The following is a 25,885-nucleotide window of genomic DNA, read 5'->3' on the forward strand; positions in this document are numbered from 1 at the left end:
CGTGGACGGGTCGGCGGGGCCGGCGGCAGGAGCTGTGGGGCCCGACCCCGGTGAGCCGGAGCAGCAGGCGCTCTTCGGGTGGGCGGACACGGACACCCCGGCGGCGCCGGTCCCGCACGGGGCGTTCCGTGACAGCCCGCGGGCGCGCCGGATGCTCGACGTGCGGGAGGTGTACGCGGAGCCCGCGGCCCTCGACTCCCCGCGCGGGCAGCAGATCATGGCCAGGCTGCCCGGCGTGCGCGTCACCGAGGTCGCCGGGCACTGGCGCATCCCGTCCCTGCACGGCAACGACGGCAACATCGCCCGCTGGGTCCGCATCAAGACCGAGACGCTCGTCCTCGGGGTCAAGCAGGGTCTCGTAACGCGCCCCAACGGCAGGTCCGCCGACTGGATCGCGCCGGGCCCCTCCAACGGGTGCGCGATGGCCTGCGCCTACTGCTACGTCCCCCGCCGCAAGGGCTACGCCAACCCCATCACCCTGTTCACCAACATCGAGGCGATCGTCGCCCACATCCGGCGCCACGTACGGGCCCAGGGCCCCAAGACCACACCCAACCAGTGCGACCCCGAAGCGTGGGTCTACGACATCGGTGAGAACGGCGACTGCTCCGTCGACGCCCTGGTCTGCGACAACACGGCCGACCTCGTCGCCGCGTTCCGCGGCCTGCCGACCGCCAAGGCCTCCTTCGCGACCAAGTTCGTCAACCCCGATCTGCTCGCGCTCGACCCGCGGGGACGCACCCGGGTGCGCTTCTCCGTCATGCCCGCCGCCGACGCCCGGCTCCTCGACATCCGCACGAGCCCGGTCCCCGAGCGCATCGCCGCGGCCGCCGACTTCCTCGACGCCGGGTACGAGGTCCACTTCAACCTCTCGCCCGTCGTGCTGCGCCCCGGGTGGCAGCGGGACTGGACCGACCTGCTCATCCACCTCGACGACGTGCTGCCCGCCCGCGTCAAGGAGCAGGCCGCCGCCGAGATCATCATGCTCACGCACAACCAGGCGCTCCACGAGGTCAACCTGGGCTGGCACCCCCGCGCCGAGGACGTGCTGTGGCAGCCGGACGCGCAGGAGACCAAGCGCTCCCAGAACGGCGCCCTGAATGTGCGGTATGCCCTGGAAGTCAAGCAGCGGTCCCTGACGCGGATCAAGGAACTGCTCACCGCCCACGCGCCGTGGCTGCGGGTCAGGTACGCCTTCTGAGGGCGCCCGCGGCCGGAGAAATGATCGGCTTGTTTCCTGTCATGTCGGCAGGACGTCCGGCCTGCGGTTTCGCCGCATTACGGGGGGCGTTGAGAAAGGTCTCGGCGTGGCCGGGATCCGTTGGCCGCCACCGTTGGGGACGGGTGCGGCGCAGGTCCGGACGAGCCTGCTGAGAACGGTGATCCGTTGCTTTTCGCGCACTGGTCAGGGCACTTCTGCGACCGGTGGACCGGTGTTACGGTCGCTGGCGTCGAGCGGCTCTTGAAGGGGACTTGAAGGGGGAGCGACTCGGCACCCTGGGAATTGCGCGAGGTGAGGAGGGTGGGCCCGTCGGGTCTGCTCCGCGTGACGAATAGGAGCAGATCCCGGTGACCTCTTTGTCTTCCGATGTGTCTTCCGGTGCGTCTTCCGGTGCGTCTTCCGCCGCGGGGGAGATCGACTTCCGGCTCGACCGCGAACTCCTCGACTCCGTCCGGGAACTGGCCCGTTCCCGCGGTGCCACCGTGCCCGTCGTCCTGCGAGCGGCGTTCACGGTGCTCGGGCACCGGCTCGCTGGGGGGACCGGGGGCGATGCGTCCTTCGCCGCGCTGGTGGAGCGGGTGCGGGACGCCGACCAGGGTGCGTACGCGGTCCCGGAGTTGCCGTACGAACTCTCGCTGCCGCCCGTCGGGGCCGCCGGTCAGGGGGTGACCGGCAGGCTCCGGTACACCGGTGACTCCGCCGCGCGGGGGGCGGCGGAGTCACTGGCGGAGCAGTACGTACGCGTCGTCCGGCAGGTGGTCGCCGACCCCGGCCGGCGGATCGGCGCCGTGGGCGTGTCGCTGGTACCGGCGAGCGCCCACGAGATCGAGGCCTGGGAGCGGGCCTGCCCGGGATTCGTGGAGGTGTGGCCGCTGACGCCCCTGCAATCGGGCCTGCTCTTCCACGCGCTCCTGGACGGCACACCGGAGCACGGGAGCGGCACCTCCCGGGACCCCTACCGCATGCAGTTCGTCGTCCACCTGCGGGGACACGTGGACGCCGCACGCATGCGGGCGGCCGGACAGGCACTCCTGGACCGGCACGCCAATCTGCGCGCCGCCTTCGTGGCGGGCGCCGACGGGGACCTGGTGCAGGCCGTGGTGGCGGGGGTCGAACTGCCGTGGCGCGAGCTTGATCTGGGGGCAGCGGGGGCAGCGGGGCCAGCGGGGTCGTCTGGGTCCGCTGGGGGAGTTGGGTCGGCCGGGGGAGCGGAGGAGGCGGGGCGGGCCGAGGGGGCGGTGGCCCGGGAGTTCCGCGCCGCCGAGCTGCGAGCGCCCTTCGACCTGCGCGTTCCGCCCCTGCTGCGGATGGCGTTGATGCGGGTCGGCGCCGAGCGGTACGAGCTGGTCCTCACCGCCCACCACGTGCTGTTCGACGGCCGGTCGCTGCCCGTGCTGATCCGCGAGCTGCTGCGCCTCTACGAAGCGGGCGGCGACGGCTCCGCGGTGCCCTCGGGGCCGGAGTTCCGCGACTTCGCGGTGTGGCTCTCGGGCCAGGACCGGGAGGCGGCGGCGCGGGTGTGGGCCGAGGAGTTGACGGGGTTCGAGGAACCGACCCTGCTCGTCCCCGCCATCACCCCCGCCACTCCCGGCAGCCCCGATGCCCCCGCCACTCCCGGCAGTCCCGACGCCTCCGCCACTCCAGGCAGTCCCGACGCCTCCGCCACTCCAGGCAGTCCCGATGCCCCTGCCACTTCCGCCACCCCCGTCATCGTCCCTGCCACTCCCGCCAAAGCCCCTGCCGGCGCCGACGTTTCCGACGTGGCAGATGCCGCCGACAGGGCCGACGCCGCCGACGGAGCGGGCGCCGCCGACGAGGCGGAAGCCGAAGTCGTCGAAGTCCCCCTCCCCGCGCACACGCTCCGCGACCTCTCCCACCGCGCCGCCCGGTACGGCGTCACACCGGACACCCTCGTCCAGGCCGCCTGGGCCCTGCTGCTCGGCGGCCTCACCGGGCGGCGGGACGTGGTGTTCGGCGTGACCGTGCCGGGGCGCCCGGACGCGGTGCCCGGGGTGGACGCGATGGCCGGGCTCTTCGTCAACACGCTCCCCGTACGGGTACGCCTCGCCCCCACGGACACCGTGGCCGACCTGGCGCACCGGATGCGGGACCGGCAGGCGGAACTCCTCAACCACTACTGCGGCCTCGCCGACATCCATCGCGCGATCGGATCGAGCGATCTCTTCGACACGTTGGTGACGTCCGAGCCGTACGCGGCCGACTCGGGGTACGTAGCTGACTCGGCGTACGCGGCCGACTCGGGGTACGCAGCCGACTCCGCGTACGCAGCCGGTTCGGCGGACTCGGCGGCCCACCCGTACGCGGGCGACACCCCCGACCCGGCCACCGGCCAGGCCCCGCGCCTCACCGTCACCGGCATCCGCCCGGACGCCCGCACCCACTACCCCCTCACCCTCGCCGCCACCACCGGCCCCCGCCCCCGCCTCGCCCTCCAGTACCGCACCCACCTCGTCGCCCGGGCCACGGCGGAAGGTGTCGCCGCGCGGCTCGCCCGGATCGTCGAGCAGGTGGCCGCCAACGCCCCTGTGACCGTCAGCCGTCTCGATCTGCTCGGCCGCGCCGAGCGGCAGGCGCTGCTCGTCGACGGCAACGACACGGCCGTGCCGGTCACCCGGGGCACGATTCCCGGGCTGTTCGCGGAGCGGGTTGCCGCGGTGCCCGACGTGGTGACGCTGGTGTGCGGCGACGAGTCGTTGACGTACCGCGAACTGGACGCCCGTGCGCACCGCCTCGCGCGGGAGCTGATCCGGCGCGGGGTGGGCACGGAGACCGTCGTGGCGGTGTCGCTGCCGCGCTCGCCGGACCTGGTCGTCGCGATGCTCGCGGTGATGAAGGCAGGGGGCACCTATCTGCCGGTGGACTCCGCGTACCCGGCGGACCGGATCGCCTACATGCTGGCGGACTCCGGCGCCCTGCTCGTCGTCGCGGACGCCGCGACCGCCGCGAGCCTGCCCGCGGGGCCGGTACCCGTGCTGCGCACGGACGCACCGGACGACCTCCCCGCCACGACCACCGACCCCGCGCGCCCCGACCTCGCCCGCCTCGACCCCGCGCGCCCCGACCACGCCCCCGTGGCCGCTGACGCCCGCGACGCCCGCGACGCCCGCGGCGGCCGCCCCCCGTCCCTGGCGAACACCGCCTACGTGATCTACACGTCCGGTTCCACCGGCCGCCCCAAGGGCGTGGCCGTCACGCACTTCGGTGTCGCCGACCTGGTGGCGACGCAGCGGGCACGGCTCGGCCTCACCGGTGCCCACCGTGTGCTCCAGTTCGCGTCGCCGAGCTTCGACGTGTCGGTGTACGAGGTGTGCATGGCGCTGTTCACGGACGCCACGCTGGTGCTCGCCCCGCGGGAGCGCCTCGTCCCGGGGCGGCCGCTGATCGAGACCGTCGCCGAGCGGCGGGTCACCCATGTCTTCCTGCCGCCCGCGGTCCTCGGGGCGCTGCCGCCCGGGTCGCTCCCGGGCGTGACCTGCCTCGCGGTGGGCGGGGACGCGGCGACGCCGGAGCTGGTGACCGGGTGGGCGCGGGGCCGGGACCTGGTCAACGCCTACGGGCCGACGGAGACCACGGCGATCGTGACGTTCTCCGATCCGCTGACCGCCGACGGCCGCACCCCGCCCATCGGCCGCCCGATCGCGGGCACCCGCGTGTACGTCCTGGACGCCCTGCTGCGGCCGGTGCCCGCCGGGGTCGCGGGCGAGCTGTACGTGGCCGGAGCCGCCCTCGCGCGCGGCTACCTCGGCCGCCCCGGCCTGACCGCGGGACGCTTCGTGGCCTGCCCGTACGGGGACACGCCCGGGGAGCGCATGTACCGCACCGGCGACGTCGTCACCTGGAACGCCGACGGCCACCTCGTGCACCACGGGCGCGCCGACGACCAGGTCAAGATCCGCGGCTTCCGCATCGAACCCGGCGAGGTGCAGGCGGCCCTGCGCGCCCACGCCGGGGTGGCGCAGGCCGTCGTCGTCAGCGACGTCCGCGACGGCGACCGGCGCCTGGTGGGCTATGTGGTGCCTGCGACGGACTCCACCGACAGCGACGCCCCGCCCACCTCGGCCGAACTGCGTGCCTTCGTCGCCGAGCGGCTGCCCGAGTACATGGTCCCCTCGGTGGTCGTCACCCTGGACGAGGTGCCGCTGAACCCGAACGGAAAGCTGGACCGGCGCGCCCTGCCCGCCCCCGACGTGGCCGCCGCGGCACCCTTCCGGGCACCGCGCACCCCGCAGGAGACGGCGCTCGCGGCCCTGTTCGCGGACGTACTCGGCGTCGGCGAGGTCGGCGTCGACGACAGCTTCTTCGACCTCGGCGGGCATTCGCTGCTCGTGACGCGCCTGGTGAACCGGGTGCGTGCGGAGCTGGGCGTGGAGGTACCCGTACGGGTGGTGTTCGAGGCGGCGACGGTGGCCGGGCTCGCGGAGCGACTGGGGGCGGGGGCACGCTCGTCGCGTCCGGCGCTGCGGGCGGCGGGGGCGCGTCCGGAGCGGGTGCCGCTGTCCTTCGCGCAGCGCCGCCTGTGGTTCCTGCACCGGTACGAGGGCCCCTCGGCCACGTACAACCTCTCCTACGCGCTGCCCCTGAAGGGGGAACTCGCGGCGGACGCCCTCGCGGCGGCGCTGCGGGACGTGGTGGTGCGGCACGAGAGCCTGCGGACGCTGTTCGTCGCGGACGGCGCCGGGGTGCCCGCGCAGATCGTCCTTGCCGCCGAGGACGTCGCCCTGGACGTGCCGGTGCGGGACGTGGCGCCGGACGAGGTGACGGCCGAGGTGGCACGGGAGGTCGCCCACCCGTTCGACCTGGCGGCGGAGACACCGGTGCGGGCCCGTCTGCTGCGGTCCGCCCCCGACGAGCACGTACTGGTGCTCCTGATGCACCACATCGCCGCCGACGGCGAGTCGATGGGACCGCTGGCCCGCGACCTGGCCACGGCGTACGCGGCGCGCCTGCGGGGCGAGGCGCCCCGGTGGGACCGGCCGCTCGCGGTGCAGTACGCGGACTACGCGCTGTGGCAGCGCGAACTCCTTGGGGAGGAGGACGACCCGGACAGCCTGCTCGCGGCCCAGCTGGCGTACTGGCGTACGGAGTTGGCGGACGTCCCGCAGCCCCTGCGGCTGCCCCTGGACCGGCCGCGGCCACCCGTCGCCACGCACCGCGGCGACACCGTCGAGTTCGTCATCGAGCCCGGGCTCCTGGCCGCCGTCGAGAGGACGGCGCGCGCCCAGGGGGCCACGGTGCCGATGGTGCTCCAGTCCGCGCTCGTGGTGCTGCTGCGGCTGATGGGCGGCGGCGACGACGTCACCGTGGGCGTGCCGATCGCCGGGCGCACGGACGAGGAACTCGCGGACCTCGTGGGGTTCTTCGTCAATACGTGGGTGCTGCGGGCCGATCTGTCGGGCAACCCGTCGTTCGCGTCCGTCGTACGGCAGGTGCGGGGCAAGGCGGTGGCGGCGTACGACCATCAGGACGTGCCGTTCGAGCGGCTCGTGGAGTCCTTGAACCCGGAGCGCTCCACTGCCCACCACCCGCTGTTCCAGGTCATGTTCGGCTGGCGGACCACGGAGCACGAGGCGTTCGAGGTGCCCGGGCTGCGGTCGGCCTTCGCCCTCGTCCCGACCAGGACCGCGAAGTTCGACCTCGTGTTCGCGCTGGCCGAGACGCCGGGGCGCGGGGTGGTCGGCGGGGTCGAGTACGCCACCGACGTGTTCGACCGCGGTACGGCGCAGGCCCTCGCCGCCCGCTACGTACGGCTCGTGCGGCAGCTGGCGGGCGACCCGCGGCTGCGCGTCGACGAGGTCGACGTACTGGAACCGGGGGAGCGGGACCGGATCCTCCGCGGGTTCCACGCCCCGGACGTGCCGACGCCGGACGTGACGGTGCCCGCGCTCTTCGCACGGCGGGTCGCGCGGACACCGGACGCGGTGGCGGTCGTGTGCGGCGCGGAGGAAGTGACGTATGCGGAGCTGGACGCGCGTGCCGACCGCGTCGCCCGGCAGCTGGTACTGCGGCACGGCGCCGGGCCGGACGCGCTGGTGGGCGTCGCGCTGCCACGCTCGGCCGAACTGGTCGTCGCGCTCCTCGGCGTCCTCAAGGCGGGGGCGGGCTATGTGCCGATCGACCCGCGGTACCCGAGCGCCCGCGTCGGCCTCGTCCTCGCCGACGCGGACCCGGTGTGCGTCCTGACCGACGCCGAGCACGCGGCGGCGCTTCCCGCGGGCGGGGCGCCTCTGCTGTTCATGGAGGAGTTGGAGCGGGGGGCGCCGGGGGAGGAGGAAGTGCCTCGGGGCCCGGCGGAGGAGGAGGCGCCGCAGGGCCCGGCGGAGGAGGAGCGTGCCGGTGCCGGTGCCGGTGCCGGTGCCGGTGCCGGTGCGGGTGCGGGTGCGGACGGCGGGCGCGCGGTGCCGCTGTCGCCGCGGCACCTGGCGTACGTCATGCACACCTCCGGCTCCACCGGCACCCCCAAGGGCGTCGGCGTCACCCACGCGGGAGTGGTGCGCCTCGCCCTGGACCGCTGTTTCGCGGGCGGCGGCCACGAGCGGGTCCTGATGCACTCGACCCAGGCCTTCGACGCGTCCACCTACGAGGTGTGGGTGCCCCTGCTCCGCGGCGGCACCGTCGTCGTGGCCCCGACCGGGCCCCTGGACGCGGCGGCCCTCGCCGACGCCGTGGCCGCGCACCGGGTGACCGGGCTCCTGGTCACCGCCGGACTCTTCCGAGTGGTGGCCGAGGAGCTGCCCGAGGCGTTCGCCGGTGTCCGCGAGGTCTGGTCGGGCGGCGACGTGGTGCCGGCGGCGGCGGTGCGGCGGGTCCTCGCGGCCTGCCCGGGGATCGCGGTCGTCGACGCCTACGGGCCCACCGAGGCGACCGTGGCCGTGTCCGTGCACCCGATGCGCGAGCCCGCCGACGCCGGTGGGACCGTGCCGATCGGCCGCCCGCTGGACAACACCCGCCTGTACGTCCTCGACGCGGCGCTGCGCCCGGTGCCGCCGCGGGTGCCCGGCGAGCTGTACGTCGCAGGGGACCGCCTCGCCCGCGGCTACCTCGGCCGGGCCGCCCTGACCTCGGAACGGTTCGTGGCCTGCCCCTACGGGGACAGGTCCGGGGAGCGCATGTACCGCACCGGCGACCTCGTGGCGTGGACGCCCGAGGGCCGCCTCGTCTACCAGGGCCGTGCGGACGCGCAGGTGAAGGTGCGCGGGTTCCGCATCGAGCCGGGCGAGGTGGAGGCCGCGCTGACGGCGCACCCAGGGGTGGCGCAAACCGTGGTGGCCGCCCACGAGGAGCGCGGCGGCGGCAAGCAGCTCGTCGCGTACGTCGTCCCGGTCACGGGGGGCGGCATCGCGGGCGTCGGCGACATCGACTTCGGCGTGGGCGTCTCGGCGCGGGAGCTGCGCGCGTTCGCCGCGGAGCGGCTGCCCGAGTTCATGGTCCCGGCGGCGTACGTGATGCTGGACCGGCTGCCGCTGACACCGAACGGCAAGCTGGACCGGGCGGCGCTGCCGCGGCCCGGGTCCGCGGCGGGCGCCTACCGGGCGCCGGGATCCCCCGCCGAGCGGGTCCTGGCCGACGTGTACGCCGAGGTGCTAGGCCTCGACCGCGTCGGCGTCGACGACGACTTCTTCGCCGCGGGCGGCGACAGCATCCGCTCCATCCAGGTGGTCTCCCGCGCCCGCGCGCACGGCGTCGAGGTCAGCCCGCGCCAGGTCTTCGAGCACCGTACGGTCGCCGGGCTCGCCCGCGTCGCGGGTGCCCCGCGGCCCCCCGGCACGGGCACGGCCCTGCGGGAGCTGGACGGCGGCGGTACGGGGGCGCTGCCCCTGACGCCCATCGCCCGCCACATACGCGGGCGCGGCGGCAGCGCGGGACGGTTCTCCATGTCGATGCTGCTCGAACTGCCCGAGGGCATCGACAGGGCCGGGCTGCTGGCCACGCTGAACGCGGTCGTCGACCGCCACGATGTGCTGCGGGCACGCCTGGTGAGCGGCACCGATGGTGGCGCGCCCGCCGACGGGACACCCGGGGAGGGCCTGCTCGTCGGCGCGCCGGGCTCGGTGGACACGGCCGCCCTGCTGCACCGCGTGGCGTGCCCGGGGCCGCCGCGCGACGCGGGGAGCGGCGACCCCTGGGGCGAGGCGTGGCTACGGGCCGCCGAGGCGGAACGGGACGCGGCGGTGGCCCGCCTCGATCCGCGGGCGGGGGTGATGGCGCAGTTCGTGTGGTTCGACGCGGGGCAGGGCGACGGCGCGGCGGCCGGGCACCCGGCGTCGGACGGCCCGGCGGCGGAATCCGCGGACAGGGGCGCCAGCGGCGCGCGGGCGGGGCGACTGCTCGTGGTGGTGCACCACCTGGTGGTCGACGGAGTGTCCTGGCGCGTGTTGCTGCCGGACCTCGCCGCGGCCTGGGCCGACGTGCGCGCGGGCCGGGCGCCGCAGCTGCCCGCGGTGGGCACGTCCTTCCGGCGGTGGGCGCACGCCCTCGTCGCGGAGGCGGCGTCGGACAGCAGGGCGGCCGAGCTGCCGCGGTGGCTGGCGATCGTGGCGGGACCGGACCCGGTCATCGGCACCCGGCGCCTGGACCCCGCGGTCGACGTCCGGTCCACCGTGGACACCGTGCGCCTGCGACTGCCCGCGCACCTCACCGAGGCCCTGCTCACGGCCGTACCCGCGGCCTACCGCTGCGGGGTCAACGACGGGCTCCTGGCCGGGCTCGCCCTGGCCGTCGCCCGCCTGCGCGGCGCCCGCGGCGTCGACGAGCCCGCACTCCTGCTCGGCCTCGAAGGGCACGGGCGCGAGGAAGCCGCCGTCCCCGGCGCGGACCTGTCGCGCACGGTGGGCTGGTTCACCAGCATGTTCCCGGTCCGCCTCGACGTGACCGGATGCGACATCGCGGAGGCCTTCGCCGGGGGCGCCGCGGCGGGCCGCGCCGTCAAGGCCGTCAAGGAACAGCTGCGCGCCGTGCCCGACGGCGGCATCGGCTACGGCCTGCTGCGGGAGCTGAACCCGGACACCGCCGCCGCCCTGCGCCCGTACGACACCGGCCAGATCGGCTTCAACTACCTGGGCCGCTTCACCGCGACCGACATGCCGGAACACCTCCGGGGCCTCGGCTTCGACCAGGTGCGGGGCGTGCGCTGGCCGCTCGCCGAGATGGACCCCGGCATGCCCGCCCTGGCCGCGGTGCAGATCAACTCGATGGTCGTCGACACCGGGGAAGGGCCCTGCCTGGACGCGGAGTTCGAGTACGCCACCGGAGCCGTCCCCCGCGCCCTCGTGCGCGAACTCGCGGACCTGTGGGCCGCCGCCCTCGACGGTGTCGCCCGGCACACCGGCGCCCCGGGCGCGGGCGGGCTCACCCCCTCGGACGTGCCGCTGGTCCCGGTGGGCCGGCGGGACATCGACGCGTGGGAGCGCCGCTACCCGGGACTCACCGACGTGTGGCCGCTCACCGCCCTCCAGTCGGGCCTGCTGTTCCACGCCATGCTGTCCGACGGCGAACCGGACGCCTACCACGTCCAGTTCGTCCTCCATCTGCGCGGCCCCGTGGACGCCACCCGGATGCGGGCGGCCGGGCAGGCGCTCCTGGACCGGCACGCCAACCTGCGGGCCGCCTTCGCGCCGAGCGCCGAGGGGGACCCGGTGCAGGTGGTGGTCGCCGGGGTACGGCTGCCGTGGCGCGACGTCGACCTCACCCGGACGCCGGAAGCGTTCGAGGCGCTGGTGGCCGACGACCTGCGGCACCCCTTCGACCCGGCGGAACCGCCCCTGCTGCGCATGGCGCTCGCGCGGCTCTCCGCCGACCGCCACGAGCTGGTGCTCACCGCCCACCACCTGCTGTTCGACGGCTGGTCCCTGCCGCTGCTCGTACAGGACCTGATGCGGCTCTACGGCACCGGCGGGGACGCGTCGGCGCTGCCGAGGGTGCCCGAGTACCGGGACTTCCTGGTGTGGCTCTCCGCGCAGGACCGACAGGCGGCGGCCCGGGCCTGGGCCGGGGAACTCGCGGGCGTGACCGAACCGACGCTGCTCGCCCCGGCCGTCCCCGCGACGACACCGCCGCGGCCGGATCCGCAGTCACCGCCGCGGCCGGACGACTCCCGGGGCTTCGGGCAGGTCGAGGTGCCGCTCACCGCGGACACGGCCCACGAACTGTCGCTGCGCGCGGCCGAGTTGGGCGTCACGCTGAACACCGTGGTGCAGGGTGCCTGGGCGCTGCTGCTCGGGGCGCTCACCGGGCGCCAGGACGTGGTCTTCGGCGCGACGGTCTCGGGTCGCCCGGCCGCGGTGCCCGACGTGGACGCGATGACCGGCATGTTCATCAACACCCTGCCCGTACGGGTGCGCTGTGCGCCCGCCGACAGCCTCACCGAGGTCCTCACCACGCTCCAGGCCCGCCAGGCGGCCCTCCTCGACCATCACCACCACGGCCTGACCGAGATCCACCAGGCCACCGGCACGGGCGTCCTGTTCGACACCCTCGTCGCCTTCGAGTCCTACCCGGTGGACCGCGCCGGGCTCGGCGCGGCGGGCGCCGCCGCGGGCATCGAGGTCACCGGCATCCGCCCGCTGTCGGGCTCGCACTACCCGCTGACCGTGATGGCCGCCGCCGACCCCCATCTGCGGGTGACGTTGCAGCACCAGCGGAACGTACTCGACCGCGGCGCGACGCAAGGGATCGCCGACCGGTTCCTGCGCGTACTCGACCGGATCGCCGCGGACCCGGGGCTCCTGGTCGGCCGCGTGGACGTACTGGGCCCCGGCGAGCGGGACGCGGTGCTGCGGCGTGGTGTCGACGCGGCGGCGTCGTCGGTGCCCGGTGCCGGGGTGACGGTGGGTGAGGTGTTCGCGCGGCGGGTGGCGGAGGCTCCGGACGCGGTGGCGGTGGTGTGCGGTGCGCGGCGGTTGTCGTACGGGGAGCTGGACGCGCGGGCGGAGCGGCTCGCGGGGGACCTGGCCGGGCGCGGGGTGGGCCCGGAGAGCGTGGTGGCGGTGGTGCTGCCGCGTACGGCGGAGCTGGTGGTGGCGCTGCTCGGGGTGCTGAAGGCCGGTGGCGCCTATCTGCCCGTCGATCCCGCGCACGCGGGAACGCGCCTGCACCACATCCTGCACGGCGCCCGCCCCCACCTGATCCTCACCGACACCGAGACCCGCACCCTCCTGCCGCCCACCGACACCCCCACCCTCCTCCTGGCCGCGACCGGGACCCCCACTGGCACCCCCACCATCGGCACGCCCACCGGCACCCCCGCTGTCGACCTGGACGACATCGACCTCCAGCCCCAGGATCCGCACGGCGGCGAAGCCCCCGCACGGTCGGCCGCCCGCCCCGGACACCTCGCCTACGTCGTCTACACCTCCGGCTCCACCGGCGTGCCCAAGGGCGTCGGCATCACCCACCAGGGCCTCACCAGCGCCCTTCAGGCCCTGGCCGAGCAGGCCGGTCTCGCGCCGGGACGGCGGATGCTGACCAGTACCTCCATCGGCTTCGACGTCGCCACCTTCGAGGTGTTCGCCACCCTCACCACCGGCGCGACCCTGGAGATGGTCCGCGACGTGCTGGCCCTCGCCGAGCGGGACAGCTGGGACGTCGACGTCATCAGCACCGTCCCCTCGGCCTTCGCCGAACTCGTCGACCAGCTCGGCGACCGGGTACGGCCCACGTCCCTGGTGTTCGCCGGTGAGGCCCTCACCCCGGCCCTGGTCGCGAAGATCCGGTCCCGCTGGCCCGAGGCCCGCATCATCAACGGCTACGGACCCAGTGAGACCTTCTACGCCACCGCCCACCGCCTCCACCCCGAGCAGCCCTACACCACCGGTGTGCCCATCGGACGCCCCCTGCCGGGCCTGCGCGCCTACATCCTCAGCCCGGGTCTGACGCCCCTGCCCGCGGGCACGGTCGGCGAGCTGTACCTGGCCGGAACCGGCGTCGGCCGCGGCTACCACCACCAGCCCGCCAGCACCGTCACCCGCTTCCTGCCCGACCCCTACGGGCCTCCCGGAGCCCGGATGTACCGCACCGGGGACCTGGCCCGCCTCACCCCCGACGGCCACCTCCACTACCTGGGCCGCACCGACAACCAGATCAAGATCCGCGGCTTCCGCATCGAACCCGCCGAGATCGAGGCCGCCCTCACCACCCACCCCCACATCACCCAGGCCGCCGTCCTCACCAGGAGCGACGGCGCCGCCACCCCCTATCTGGCCGCCTACTTCGTCCCCGCCGACGGCCACCCCGGACCCGACCCCGCGCAGCTGCGCGCCCATCTGGCCGAGCGGCTGCCCGAGTACATGATCCCCACCGCCTGCGTCCCCCTGCCCCGGCTGCCGCTCTCGTCGAACGGCAAGCTCGACCACCAGGCCCTGCCCGCGCCCGACCTCACCACGGCCACGGCCTTCCGCGGCCCCCGGAATCCCCAAGAGGCCGCCCTCGCCGCCCTGTTCGCCGGGGTCCTCGGTGTCGACACGGTCGGCATCGACGACAACTTCTTCGACCTGGGCGGCCATTCGCTCCTGGCGACGCGCCTGGTGAACCGCATGCGCGCCGAGTTGGGCGTGGAGGTTCCCGTACGGGTGGTGTTCGAGGCGGCGACGGTGGCCGGGCTGGCGGAAAGCCTGGGCATGGGGGTGCGGTCGTCCCGTCCGGTGCTGCGGCGGGCCGAACGGCGGCCGCAGCGGGTACCTCTGTCGTTCGCCCAGCACCGCCTGAAGTTCCTCGACGAGCTGGAGCCGCTGCCGACCTACCACCTTCCGTTCGCCGTACGGCTCAGCGGCACCCTGGACACGGACGCCCTGAGGGCGGCGCTGCGGGACGTGGTGACCCGGCACGAGAGCCTGCGCACCCTGTTCGTGCCGGACGCCCTGGGCGCGGTGGCCCAGGTGGTGGTGCCCGCCGAGGACGTCGCCCTGGACGTGCCGGTGCGGGAGGTGGCGCCGGACGAGGTGACCGCCGAGGTGTCCCGGGAGGCCGCCCGCCCCTTCGACCTGTCCACGCGGATACCGGTGCGGGCCTGCCTGCTGCGGTGCGCCCCGGACGAGCACGTCCTCGTCCTCGTCCTGCACCACATCGCCGCCGACGGCGAGTCCATGGCACCGCTGGCCCGCGACCTGAGCACCGCCTACGCCGCCCGGACGCGCGGCGGCCCGCCCGCGTGGGACGAGCTGGCGGTGCAGTACGCGGACTACGCGCTGTGGCAGCGCGAGCTCCTCGGGGATGAGGACGACCCGGCCAGCCTCCTGGCGACGCAGCTGACGTACTGGCGTACGGAGTTGGCGGACGTCCCGCAGCCCTCGCGGCTGCCCCTGGACCGGCCGCGGCCACCCGTCGCCACGCACCGGGGCGACACCGTCGAGTTCGTCGTCGGACCCGAGGTCCACGCGGCGGTGCGGGAGGTGGCGCGCGCCCAGGGGGCCACGGTGCCGATGGTGCTCCAGTCCGCGCTCGTGGTGCTGCTGCGGCTGATGAGCGGCGGCGACGACGTGACGGTCGGGTCCTCCATCGCGGGGCGCACGGACGAGGGACTCGCGGACCTCGTGGGGTTCTTCGTGAACACGTGGGTGCTGCGGGCCGATCTGTCGGGCAACCCGTCGTTCGCGTCCGTCGTACGGCAGGTGCGGGGCAAGGCGGTGGCGGCGTACGACCACCAGGACGTGCCGTTCGAGCGGCTCGTGGAGTCCTTGAACCCGGAGCGCTCCACCGCCCACCACCCGCTGTTCCAGGTGGCGTTCTCCTGGCAGCAGGGCGCCGCCGACGTCCTCGAACTGCCCGGACTCAAGGCCGCGCCCGAGACCGTCGTCACCGGCACCGCCAAGTTCGACCTGCTCTTCCAGGCAGGGGAGTCCTCCCAGTGGGGCGGACAAGGGCTCACCGGACTGATCGAGTACGCCACCGACCTGTTCGACCGCGACACCGCGGAGCACCTCGCGGAGCGCTTCGTACGCCTCGTCGAGGAGTTGGCGACCGGACCGCTGACCCGCGTCGACGGCGTGGACGCGCTGCTGCCCGCCGAGCGGCGACGGCTGCTTGACGACGTCAACGACACGGCCGTGCCCGTACCGGACCTGACGGTGCCCGCCCTCTTCGCGCGGCAGGCCGCCGCGACACCCGACGCCGTCGCGGTGGTCAGCGGCACGCGGACGCTGACCTACCGGGACCTCGACGCCCGCACCGACCGGCTCGCCCGCCGCCTCGCGCACCGGGGCGTGGGCCCGGAGTCACCCGTCGCCGTGGCCCTGCCGAGGTCGTCCGCGTACGTCGTGGCCGTCCTCGCCGTCCTGAAGGCGGGCGGCGTGTATGTGCCGCTGGCCCACGACCACCCGGCCGAACGCCTGGAGTCCATGGAGCGCGACGTGCGTCCCGCGCTGCTGCTCACGACGTCGGCGGTGGCGGCCTGCCTGCCCGCGGGCGACTGCCCGCGGCTGCTCGTCGACGACCTGGACGCGGGCCCGGACGCCCGCCCGGACGTGGACCTGGACACCGGCCCGGACGCGGCCCCGGGCCCGGCCCCCGGCGTCCGCGTGGACGGCCCGGACCGTGCCGCCGCGCGGCCCGACCAGCTCGCGTACGTCATCCACACCTCCGGCTCGACGGGTGTGCCCAAGGGCGCGGGGGTGAGCCATCGGGCCGTCGTCGCCCTCGCCGCCGACCGGCGGTGGCCCGGCGGCGCGCAGGACCGGGTGCTGCTGCACTCGGCGCCGACGTTCGACATCTCCGGCTACGAGCTGTGGGTGCCGCTCCTGAACGGCGGCCGGATCGTGGTGGCGCCGCCCGGCGCCCTCGACGTCGACACGCTCGCCGCCGTCGTCGTCGAGCAGCGGGTGACCGCGCTGTGCATGTCGGCGGGGCTCTTCGCCGTGCTCGCCGACGCCCGCCCGGAGAGCTTCGCCGGTGTACGGGAGGTGCTGACCGGCGGTGAGCCGGTGCCCGCGGACGCGGTGGCGCGCGTGCTGCGGGCCTGTCCCGCGACCGCGGTGACCAACGCCTACGGGCCGACCGAGGCGACCGTCTTCGCCACCGCGCACCGCGTCACCGCCGCCGACCGGGTCGGCGCGGAGGTTCCGGTGGGGCGGCCCATGGACAACACCCGCGTGTACGTACTCGACGACCGGCTGCGGCCCGTGCCGACCGGTGTGGAGGGCGAGCTGTACCTCGCGGGACCGGGCCTCGCACGCGGCTACGCGCACCGGCCCGCGCTCACCGCCGAGCGGTTCGTGGCCTGCCCGTTCGGCGGCGGGCCCGCGGAGCGCATGTACCGGACGGGGGACGTGGTGGCGTGGACGAAGGACGGTGACCTCATTTTCAAGGCACGCGCCGACGACCAGGTGAAGATCCGCGGACACCGGGTGGAGCCCGGCGAGGTGGAGACGGCCCTGGTGACGCATCCCGCCGTGGCACGAGCGGCGGTGGTCGCACGGGAGAGCCCCGGCGGGGCAGGGGGGAGACGGCTGGTGGCGTATGTGGTGCCGACGGGGGGTGGGGGGCCCGGGGGTCTCGGCTCCGCCGGGGCTTCCGGTGCCGCCGAGCCCCCCGCCTCCGCCGAGCCGCTCAGCTCCGCCGGATCCCTCGGCCCCGCCGAACCCCTCGGCCCCGCCGAAACCGAGAGCCTGCGTGCCCACCTGGCGCGGCGCCTCCCCCCGTACCTGGTGCCCTCCGTCTTCGTGCGGCTCGACGCGTTGCCGCTCACCGGGAACGGCAAGGTCGACCGCCGGGCCCTGCCCGATCCGCGCGGCCCGGGGGAGCGGGCCGGGGCCGTCGGGGGTGCGCCGCGTACCGCCACCGAACGCGCGGTCGCCGGGATCTGGGCGGAGTTGCTCGACCGGGACGACATCGGGGTGCACGAGAAGTTCTTCGAGGCGGGCGGTACCTCCCTCTCCCTCCTCGCGCTGAGCAGCCGCCTGACAGACCTCGGCGGCCACAGACTGCCGCTGAGCACGCTCTTCGAGCACACCACGATCGAGGCGATGGCCGGCCTGGTCGACGACGCGACCGCCGGTGACACCACTGACGAAATGGGGTTCGAGCTATGACACACCCGAGCCATCCCGGCCCGGAGGCCGTGGCGATCATCGGGGTGGCCCTGGCCCTGCCCGACGCCGCCGACCTGGACACCCTGCACCAGAACCTGCTCGAAGGCCGGAACAGCATCCGGGAGCCCGACAAGGAACGGGTGCACTACGCCGGGGCGCCCGCGGACATCGACTACCTCAAGATGGGTTACCTGAGCCGGATCGACCTGTTCGACCACCGGTTCTTCGGCCTGTCGCTGCGCGAGGCCGAGCTGATGGACCCGCACCAGCGCATGGCCGCGCAACTCGCCCACCAGGCCTTCGAGAACGCCTGCTACGCGCCGGGCGATCTGAAGGGCTCCCGCACCGCCGTCGTCCTGAGCGCCCCCGAGCCGCACTACGCGACCCTGTACACCGGCGACGACCCGCAGCAGCTCCTCGGCGCGCACCCGTCCGCCGTCGCCGCGCGCGTCGCCTACCTCTTCGACCTCGCCGGGCCCTCGCTCGTCGTGGACACCGCGTGCAGCAGCAGCCTCACCGCGATCGCCGTCGCCGTGGAGAACCTGCGGAGCGGGCAGGCCGACCTGGCGCTGGCGGGCGGCCTCAGCCTCTACCCCGTGATGATCCCCGAGCAGGACCGGGTGCCGATGCTCGGCCTCGAGTCCCCCGACGGCGTCTGCCGACCCTTCGACGCCCGCGCGGACGGCTCCACCGGCGGCGAGGGCGGCGGGCTCGTCGTCCTCAAGCGGCTGTCCGACGCGCTCGCCGACGGGGACCACATCCACGGCGTCCTGACGGGCATCGCCCTGAACCACAACGGGTTCCGCGCCACCAGCATGAGCGCGCCCAGCGCCCGCGGCCAGGCCGAAGTGATCGTCGAGGCCTGGCGGCAGGCGGGCACGCCCCGGCTCGACCACATCGAGTGCCACGGCTCGGGCACCCGGCTCGGCGACGTCATCGAGGCGGAGGGCCTGCGCCAGGCCTTCGCCGACGCGGGCCTCGACTCCGGGACCGGCCCCGGCGCCCCGACCGGCCCCGGCGACGCCCCCGGGAGCAGCGCTGCCGTGACCGGCATCAGCGGCATCAAGGGCAACATCGGCCACCTCAACCACGCCGCCGGTGTCGCGGGACTCTTCAAGGTCCTGGCCGGGCTGCGGCACGGCACCCGCTACCCCAACCCCAACTTCGAGACGCCCAACCCGCTCATCGACTTCACCGGACCCGTCCGGGTCGACGCGCGGGCCACGCCCTGGCAGGCCACCGGGAACGGCACGCGCCGCGCGGGCCTCAGCTCGTTCGGCCTGACGGGCACCAATGTGCACGCCGTCGTCGAGGAGCCGCCCGCCCCGGCCGTGGCAACACCGCGGGCCGCGGAGGCCGGCGCCGAACTGGTCACCCTCTCCGCGATGTCCCCGCAGGCGCTGGCCGCCTACGCCGAGCGCGTCGCCGCCTTCCTCGACCGGACCGGACACCCGCTCCCGCAGGTGGCGCACGCCCTGAACCGGGGCCGCGACGACCACCGCCACCGCTGGGCGGGCACCGCGCACGACACCGGGGAACTCGCGGACCTGCTGCGCACGGCACGCCCCGCCGAGCACGAAACCCCCGCTCCCGCGCCCCTCGTGCTGCTCTTCTCCGGCGACGCCGACCTGGGCGACGAGACCTGGACACCCCTCGTCACGGCCTTCCCCCAACTCACCGAAGCCGAATCCGAAGCCGAATCCGCAGCCGGTGCCGAAACCGGTGCCGAAACCGGTGCCGGAGCCGACACCGAGGCCGGAGCCGAAGCCGCCGACACCCCTGGCGCCCGCCTCCTCGCCCGCCAGCACGCGGCGTACCGCCTCGCGCGCTCCCTCGGCCTGACCGAGGCCCGGCTCGTCGGTTCCGGCATCGGCAACCTCGTCGTACGCGGCATCCAGAACCCGGCGACCGCGGACGAGGCCCGCGAGGCAGCGGCAGGCGCCCCCCTGACCGGCCAGGTCGACGAGGCCGGGCTCCGCCGCGCGGTGCGCAGCCTCGCCGACGAGGGCGCCGTCCTGCTGGAGATGAGTGCCGACGGCACCCTGGCCAGGGAGATCTCCCGCGTCGCCCCCGAACTGCCCCTCGTACGCCTCTTCGCGGACCCCTCCCGCGAGGGCGTGCTCGGCGCGCTCGGCACGCTCTACTCGTACGGCGTCGACATCGACTGGAGCCGTTACTACGCCGGTGACCGGGTGCACCGCATCGAGCTGCCCACATACCCCTTCGACGCCGACGAGGTGTCCTGCTGGTGCAGGCCACCGGGCGCGCCGCTGCTCACGACGGCGAACGGCACACCCGCCACGGCCCCGGAGCCGCCGTACCCCCAGGCGCAGCGGGCCGCCGGCGGACACGGCGGCGCCGACACCGAGAAGCAGTTGGCGGACATCTGGGCGCGGGTCCTCAAGGCCGACGAGGTCCGGCCCGACTCCCACTACTTCGAGCTGGGCGGCACGTCGATCGCCGGGATCACCGTGCTGCGCGAGGCCGAGACCCACTTCGGCGTCCACCTCACCTTCGCCGACCTGCACCAGCACCCCACGCTGCGCTCTCTCGCCGCACGCGTCGACGCCCTGCGCTCGACCGGGCAGGAGCAGGACGACTGGACGATCACGCCGGTCCCCCGCCCGGGGCCGCTGCCGCTCTCCTTCAACCAGGAGCAGCTGTGGTACCTGGACCGGTTGCAGCCGGGCACCCCGCTCTACAACATCCCCACCAACACGCGCTACGTCGGCGACTTCGACCTGGCCGCGTTCCGCGGCGCGGTGCGCGACGTCGTGGACCGGCACGAGGTGCTGCGCACCCGCATCCTGGACAACGACGGCAGGCCCTACGCCCTCGCCGACGTGAGCGAGCCGCGCCTCACCTTCCTCGACCTCGCCGCCCTCCCGGACGCCGAGCGCGTCGCGGAGCTCTCGCGCGCCATGACCGCGGAGGCCACCGAGCCGTTCGACCTGGGCGGCGGGCCGCTCTTCCGCACCGTCGTCGTCAAGGTCGGCGCGCGGGACCACGTCGTCCTGCACACCTGGCACCACATCGTCTTCGACGGCTGGGCCCCGGCCGTGTTCTACGGCGAGCTGTCCGCCTGCTACACCGCCCGCCGCACGGGCCGCACCGCCCAGCTGCCCGAACTGCCCGTGCAGTACGCGGACTTCGCGGCCTGGCAGCGCACCTGGCTGGACGCCGAGCGGACCGAACGCGGCCTCGCGTACTGGCGCGGACAGCTGAGCGGCCTCGCCGCACCCGAACTGCCGACCGACCGCCCGCGCCCGGCGGCGCAGTCCTACCGCGGCGCCTGGGTGAAGTTCGCCCTCGATCAGGAACTGGCGGGCCGGATACGCGAGTTCAGCGTCGGCGAGAGCACGACCAGCTTCGTCACCATGCTCGCCGTGGTCGACACCGTCCTGCACCTGTGGGCCGGACAGCGGGACGTCGTGGTGGGCGCCGCGACCACCGGCCGGTTCAACCCCGCCACCCACGGCCTGATCGGCTACTTCAACAACCTGCTCCCGTTCCGTACGAGGATCGACCCGGACCTCGGGTTCCGGGACCTGGTGGCCCGGTGCGCGACCACCGCGACCGGGGTCCTCGACCACGAGGAGATCCCGTTCGCGAAGATCGTCGCCGACACGGACCACCGCGATCCGTCACGGCACCCGGTGTTCACGGTCTGCTACACCCACCAGAACACCGTCGCCGCCTCCCTCGACCTCGCGGGCCTCACCCCCGAGAGCCTCGGCGACGACCTCTCCGGGGTCTCCGGCGTCGCCCCCGGCACCTCCAAGTTCGACCTCACCTTCGGCCTGTACGACCAGGACGGCGGCCCGATGGCCGGATACCTGGAGTACGCCGTCGACCTCTTCGACGACACCACCGCGCACCGGCTCGTCGACCTCTTCCAGGAGGTCGCCGCCGCCGCGATGAGCACGCCGGACCGGCCCCTCGCCCAGCTGCTCACGGACCCCGCGCCGGGCGGCCGTTCCGTCCTCGTCGGCGAGCGGCGCGACCGGCCCGGGGGGACCCGCCTGGTCACCGAGGTCTTCCAGGAGCACGCGGCGCTGCGCCCCGACGAGGTCGCCGTCGTCGACGCCGCCGGCGAGCACACCTACGCGGAGCTCGACCGGCGGGCGAACCGCCTCGCGCACCGGCTCCTCGCGCACGGCGTCGGCCCCGACACCGCCGTACCGGTGCTCGCGGACCGCTCCGCCGAACTCGTGGTCGGCTGGCTGGGCGTCCTCAAGGCGGGCGGCGCGATCGCCACGCTCGACCCGAAGCTCCCCGCCGGACGCCTGCGCAGCATCCTGTCCGGCATCACCGCACCCGTCCTGGTCCTAGGCGAGGGCATGACGGCGCACGACACGTCCTTCCCCGTCGTCCCCCTCACCGCCGCGGCCGACGACCCCGCGTACGACGACACCGCGCCGCCGCAGCGGGCGGGCGCCGCCCACCTCGCCTACGTCTCGCACACCTCGGGCTCCACCGGCCACCCGCACGGCTGCGAGGTCGAGCACCGGGGCCTGCTCAACCTGCTGCACTGGCTCGGCGACGAGGCGGCCCTCACGCCCGAGGACCGCATCGCCCAGATGGCCGCGCCCGGTTTCGACCTGGCGGTCCTCGAAGTCATGACGGCCCTCCTCCACGGGGCGACGCTCTGCTTCGTACCGGAGCTCCTCCAGACCCCCGAGGCGCTCCTCGGGGCGCTCGCCGAGCACCGGGTCACCGTGGCCGGGCTCCCGACAGCGCTCACCGAGCTGCTGCTCACCGAACTCCCCGAGGTGCCGGGGCTCGCCCTGCGGTTCCTCGTCACCGGCGGCGACGTGCTGCGGGTCAGGCCGCCGCAGCGGACGCCGTTCACGCTGCTCAACATCTACGGGCCGACGGAGTGCGCGGTCTGCTCCACGGGGGGCAGGGTGGCCGTGGCCGACGACGCGGACACCGCCGGCGCGGTTGCCGGTGCCACGGATACGGGCGGCGCACGGTCCGGTGCCGGGGTGGACGACTCGCTGCCGGACATCGGGCGGCCCCTGCCCCACACCCGCGTGTACCTCCTCGACACCGCGGGGCGGCCAGTGGCGCGCGGCGCGCAGGGCGAGGTGTACCTCGGCGGCACGGCGACGGGCCGCGGCTACCACGGCAGGCCGGGCCTGACCGCGTCGCGGTACGTCGCCGACCCCTTCGCGGACGAGCCGGGCGCCCGGATGTACCGCACCGGGGACCTCGCCGCCCTCCGCCCGGACGGCACCCTCGCCTTCCGGGGGCGCACCGACGACCAGCTCGAACTGCGCGGCCACCGGGTGGAACCCGCCGAGATCGAGCGGGTCCTGATGGCGCACCCGGGGGTGCGCGCGGCGCTCGTCCTCGCCGAGCGGCAGCCCTCGGGGGCGCCGCTCCTGGTGGCCCACGTCGCGGGCACGGACGCGCCCGACGAGGCCGAGCTGACCGCGTGGGCGGCCCGGGACCTGCCGGACCACATGGTCCCCGGCCGCGTACTGCACCACGAGGACCTGCCGAGGACGAGCAACGGAAAGCTCGACCGCAACCGGATGAGGAAGAGGGAGATGCCCGACCGCGACACGAGGCACGAGACGACGGCGCGGAGGCCGGGGGAGACGGTGGGGCGGACGGCGGCGCGGCTGCCGGGGGAGGCGGCGGCACGGATGTCGGCGCAGATGTCTGGGGAGACGGGGGCGTACATGTCGGCGCGGACGACGAGGGACACGACGGTGGGGGACACGACGGTGGGGGTGCCCGCGGAGATGACGGCGGTCACGACCGCCGTGACGTCGGCGGCGGTCGTCGACGACGCCGTGCGCGAGGCGGAGCGCGTCCTCGGCGGGATATGGGCCGAACTCCTCGGCGTCGACCGGGTGGCGCCGGGCGACAACTTCTTCCGTATCGGCGGCGACTCGCTCCTGAGCGTGGGCATCGCGTCCCGCGCCACCCGCGCCGGACTGCCCCTCACCCCGCACGACGTCCTCAGCCACCCGACCCTGCGCGGACTCGCGGTCCTCGCCGCGGGGACGGCCGCAGCCGCGGGTACCGTGCCGCGGCCCCCCACCGGAGCCGCCGCGGCCGGTACCACGACCCCGGCCCCGGGCACCCTCGCGGGAGCCGCCGCGGGCACGCCCGTGACCGCCGCGGTGACGGTGCCCGACGAGCCCGTACCGCCCGCCCCACTGGTGCACGCCCTGCTCACCGACTCGCCGGACGGCGCGAAGGACTTCGTCACCCCCCTGATCCTGGAGACGGCCCCCGGCATCCGCGCCGACGCGGTGCGGGCGGCGTTCGCGCGCCTCGTCGAGGTCCAGGAGCCGCTGCGCTACCGCTTCCGGCGCAACAGCCTCGGCTGGCGCATCGACTGCGTGGAGCGCGAGAGCGCCCGGGTCGTCGACGCCAAGGTCCTGCCGCCGCTCGACGAGGAGCAGCTGCACGCCTGGCTCACCGCCGACCTGGACGAGCTCGTCGCCGCCGTCGACCTCGACCGCGGCCCCCTCCTGCGGGCCAGGTTCTACGACCGCGGCGCCGACCTGCCGGGCGTCGTCCTCATGGTCGTCCACCACTTCGTCTCCGACTCCACCTCCCTGGTGCCGCTGATGGAGGACCTCGACGCCGCACTCGCGGGCCGGGCACCGACCGGACCGCGCAAGGCCGCCTGGCGGGAGTGGACCCATCTGCTGCGCGCCATGGCCACCTCCGACGAGGTCGCGGGCGAACTCCCGTACTGGAAGGGCATCCTGGGCGCCGCGGCCGACGCGCGACCCGTGCCCGAGAACGCCGCCGACGGCGCACCGGCAGGCCTGGTGCGCCGCACTCTCGACGCGGGTCTGGTCGGGGCGCAGCTCACCGAGAACGGCCCCGCGGGCCAGCACGCGGCCCTGGCCGCCGTCGCCGTTGCCTGGTCGCGGTGGCGCGGCGAGCCGGGGGCCTTCCTGAGCACCGTCGGCATGGGCTCCGCGCCGAACGCGCTGTGGAACGGCGACCGGACCGAGTCGATGGGCTGGTTCACCCACATGTTCCCGTCCTACCTGCGCGTCGAACCGGGCGCCAGTGCCGCGCAGACCCTGCCCGTCGCCGCGGCGGCGCTGCGGTCCGTGCCCAACGACGGCATCGGCTACGGCGTCCTGCGCCACCTCAGCCCGGCCGGCCCCGAGGTCGACGTGATCCGCGCGCTGCCGGAGCCGCAGGTCCTCGTCGAGCACGTGGCCAGCGGCAACGACGGCCTCACCAAGCTGGGCGGCGCCTCGATCAGGCCCCGCCCGATGACCCTGGTGACCCTGCCCGACTCGCTGCTCGGCCAGGTGCCGATCGTCGTCGAGACCCATGTGCGGGGCGGGGTGCTCGAACTGGGCGTGGTGCACCGCGGGTCGATCGCCTCCGCGGACATGGAGGCCTTCGCCGACCACCTCGTCGAGGCGTTCGCCGAGTACGCGACAGGCCCCACCGGCACCGCCTCCGCGTCCGCCTCCGCCGAGGTGCCCACGGACCCCGCCGCGTCCGCCTCAGCCCCCGCCTCTGCCTCCGCCGAAGCGGCCACCGGTGTCTCCACCGGCACCCCCACAGGTACCCCCACCGCCGCCGACGGGGGCAGCTGAATGGCCACGGCCGCCGCCCTCAAGGCGGTCGCCTGCCACCAGCCCGAGAGCGTGCTGCGCGTCGCCGAACTGCCGGGACTCGACCGGCTCGGCGCCGCGGAACGGGAGACCTGCGCGCAGCTCGGCATCGACGAGGTCCGCGCCGACGACTCGCTGACCGCGTTCGACCTCGCGGCCCGCGCCGCCCAGCGGGCACTGGCCGGCGCGCGGCTCGCCGCGGACGATCTCGGCGCGATCGTCCTCATCGACGCCCGCGCGCCCGAGACCCTGATGACGTCCGCGGCCACCCGGTTGCAGGCGCTCATCGGCGCCCCGCGGGCGGTGACGTTCTCCGTGGGCGGCCTCGGCTGCGTCTCCCTGACACCGGCGCTGCTCGCCGCCCGCGGACTGCTCGCGGCCGACCCCGACCTGGACCACGTCCTGGTGGCGCACGGCAGCAAACCGCCGGCACCGCTGCGCTACCGGCACCCGGTGACCGTGAGCGGCGACGGCGGCGCGGCGGCGATCGTCTCCCGGAGCGGGCCCGTACGGATCCTCGACATCGTCCAGGAGACCAACGGCGACCACTGGGACCTCTTCCGCGTCGACTTCCGGGACCGGCCCACCGACGAGTGGCGCGAGGAGTGCCGGGACATCCCCGGCTACTCCTTCCGGCTCGCCGTGGAGACCCGCAACCGGCTGCGCGACCTGTACCGGCGCCTCCTCCAGCGCAACGGCCTGCGGCCCCAGGACATCGACTGCCACCTCAGCCACAACCTGTCCACGGGCGCCTTCCGCTTCACCGAGGAGGCCCTCGACATCAAGATCGCTCCATCCTGCTACGACAACCTCCGGCAGTACGGGCACCTCGGCCCGAACGACGTCCTGCTGAACCTGCACACCGAACGGGAACGCGGCGGCCTCCACGACGGCGAACGGGCGGTGCTCCTGAGCGCGAGCCCGGTCGCCGCGTGGAGCCTGCTGCTCGTGGAGACCGGCGAGGGCACCCCCACGCAGACCCACTACCTGTGACCGCAACCCCGGGACTGAAGGGACTC

4 protein-coding genes are annotated in these 25,885 nt (G+C 75.0%); all 4 read left to right on the plus strand.

Annotated features, from left to right (window positions below; all coding sequences use genetic code 11):
• Positions 1 to 34: 34 nt before the first annotated feature.
• The 4 genes from ACH4DX_RS23905 to ACH4DX_RS23920 all read left to right on the plus strand — a co-directional run bounded on the left by ACH4DX_RS23905 (position 35) and on the right by ACH4DX_RS23920 (position 25,859).
• Positions 35 to 1,201, plus strand: a complete 1,167-nt coding sequence (locus ACH4DX_RS23905; protein ID WP_398156616.1) for a spore photoproduct lyase family protein — start codon at positions 35 to 37, stop codon at positions 1,199 to 1,201.
• A gap of 368 nt (positions 1,202 to 1,569) precedes the next feature.
• Positions 1,570 to 17,259, plus strand: coding sequence for an amino acid adenylation domain-containing protein (locus ACH4DX_RS23910; protein WP_398156617.1), 15,690 nt, complete (start codon positions 1,570 to 1,572; stop codon positions 17,257 to 17,259).
• Positions 17,256 to 24,848 carry an amino acid adenylation domain-containing protein gene (locus ACH4DX_RS23915; protein ID WP_398156618.1) on the plus strand — a complete coding sequence of 2,531 codons (7,593 nt, stop codon included), beginning with the start codon at positions 17,256 to 17,258 and terminating at the stop codon, positions 24,846 to 24,848. The genes ACH4DX_RS23910 and ACH4DX_RS23915 overlap by 4 nt, the downstream gene beginning before the upstream one ends.
• Entirely contained in the window at positions 24,849 to 25,859 is a 1,011-nt protein-coding gene (locus tag ACH4DX_RS23920; protein WP_398156619.1) for a 3-oxoacyl-[acyl-carrier-protein] synthase III C-terminal domain-containing protein, read from the plus strand. It abuts the gene before it with no gap.
• Positions 25,860 to 25,885: the final 26 nt, after the last annotated feature.

Origin of the sequence: Streptomyces sp. NPDC017940, assembly GCF_044328435.1 — a bacterium.
Lineage (GTDB): Bacteria > Actinomycetota > Actinomycetes > Streptomycetales > Streptomycetaceae > Streptomyces.

What these genes read in the sequence shown, in the direction of transcription:
- ACH4DX_RS23920 (WP_398156619.1), top strand. Translation starts at nt 24,849, where the DNA reads ATGGCCACGGCCGCCGCCCTCAAGGCGGTCGCCTGCCACCAGCCCGAG.
- ACH4DX_RS23915 (WP_398156618.1), top strand. Translation starts at nt 17,256, where the DNA reads ATGACACACCCGAGCCATCCCGGCCCGGAGGCCGTGGCGATCATCGGG.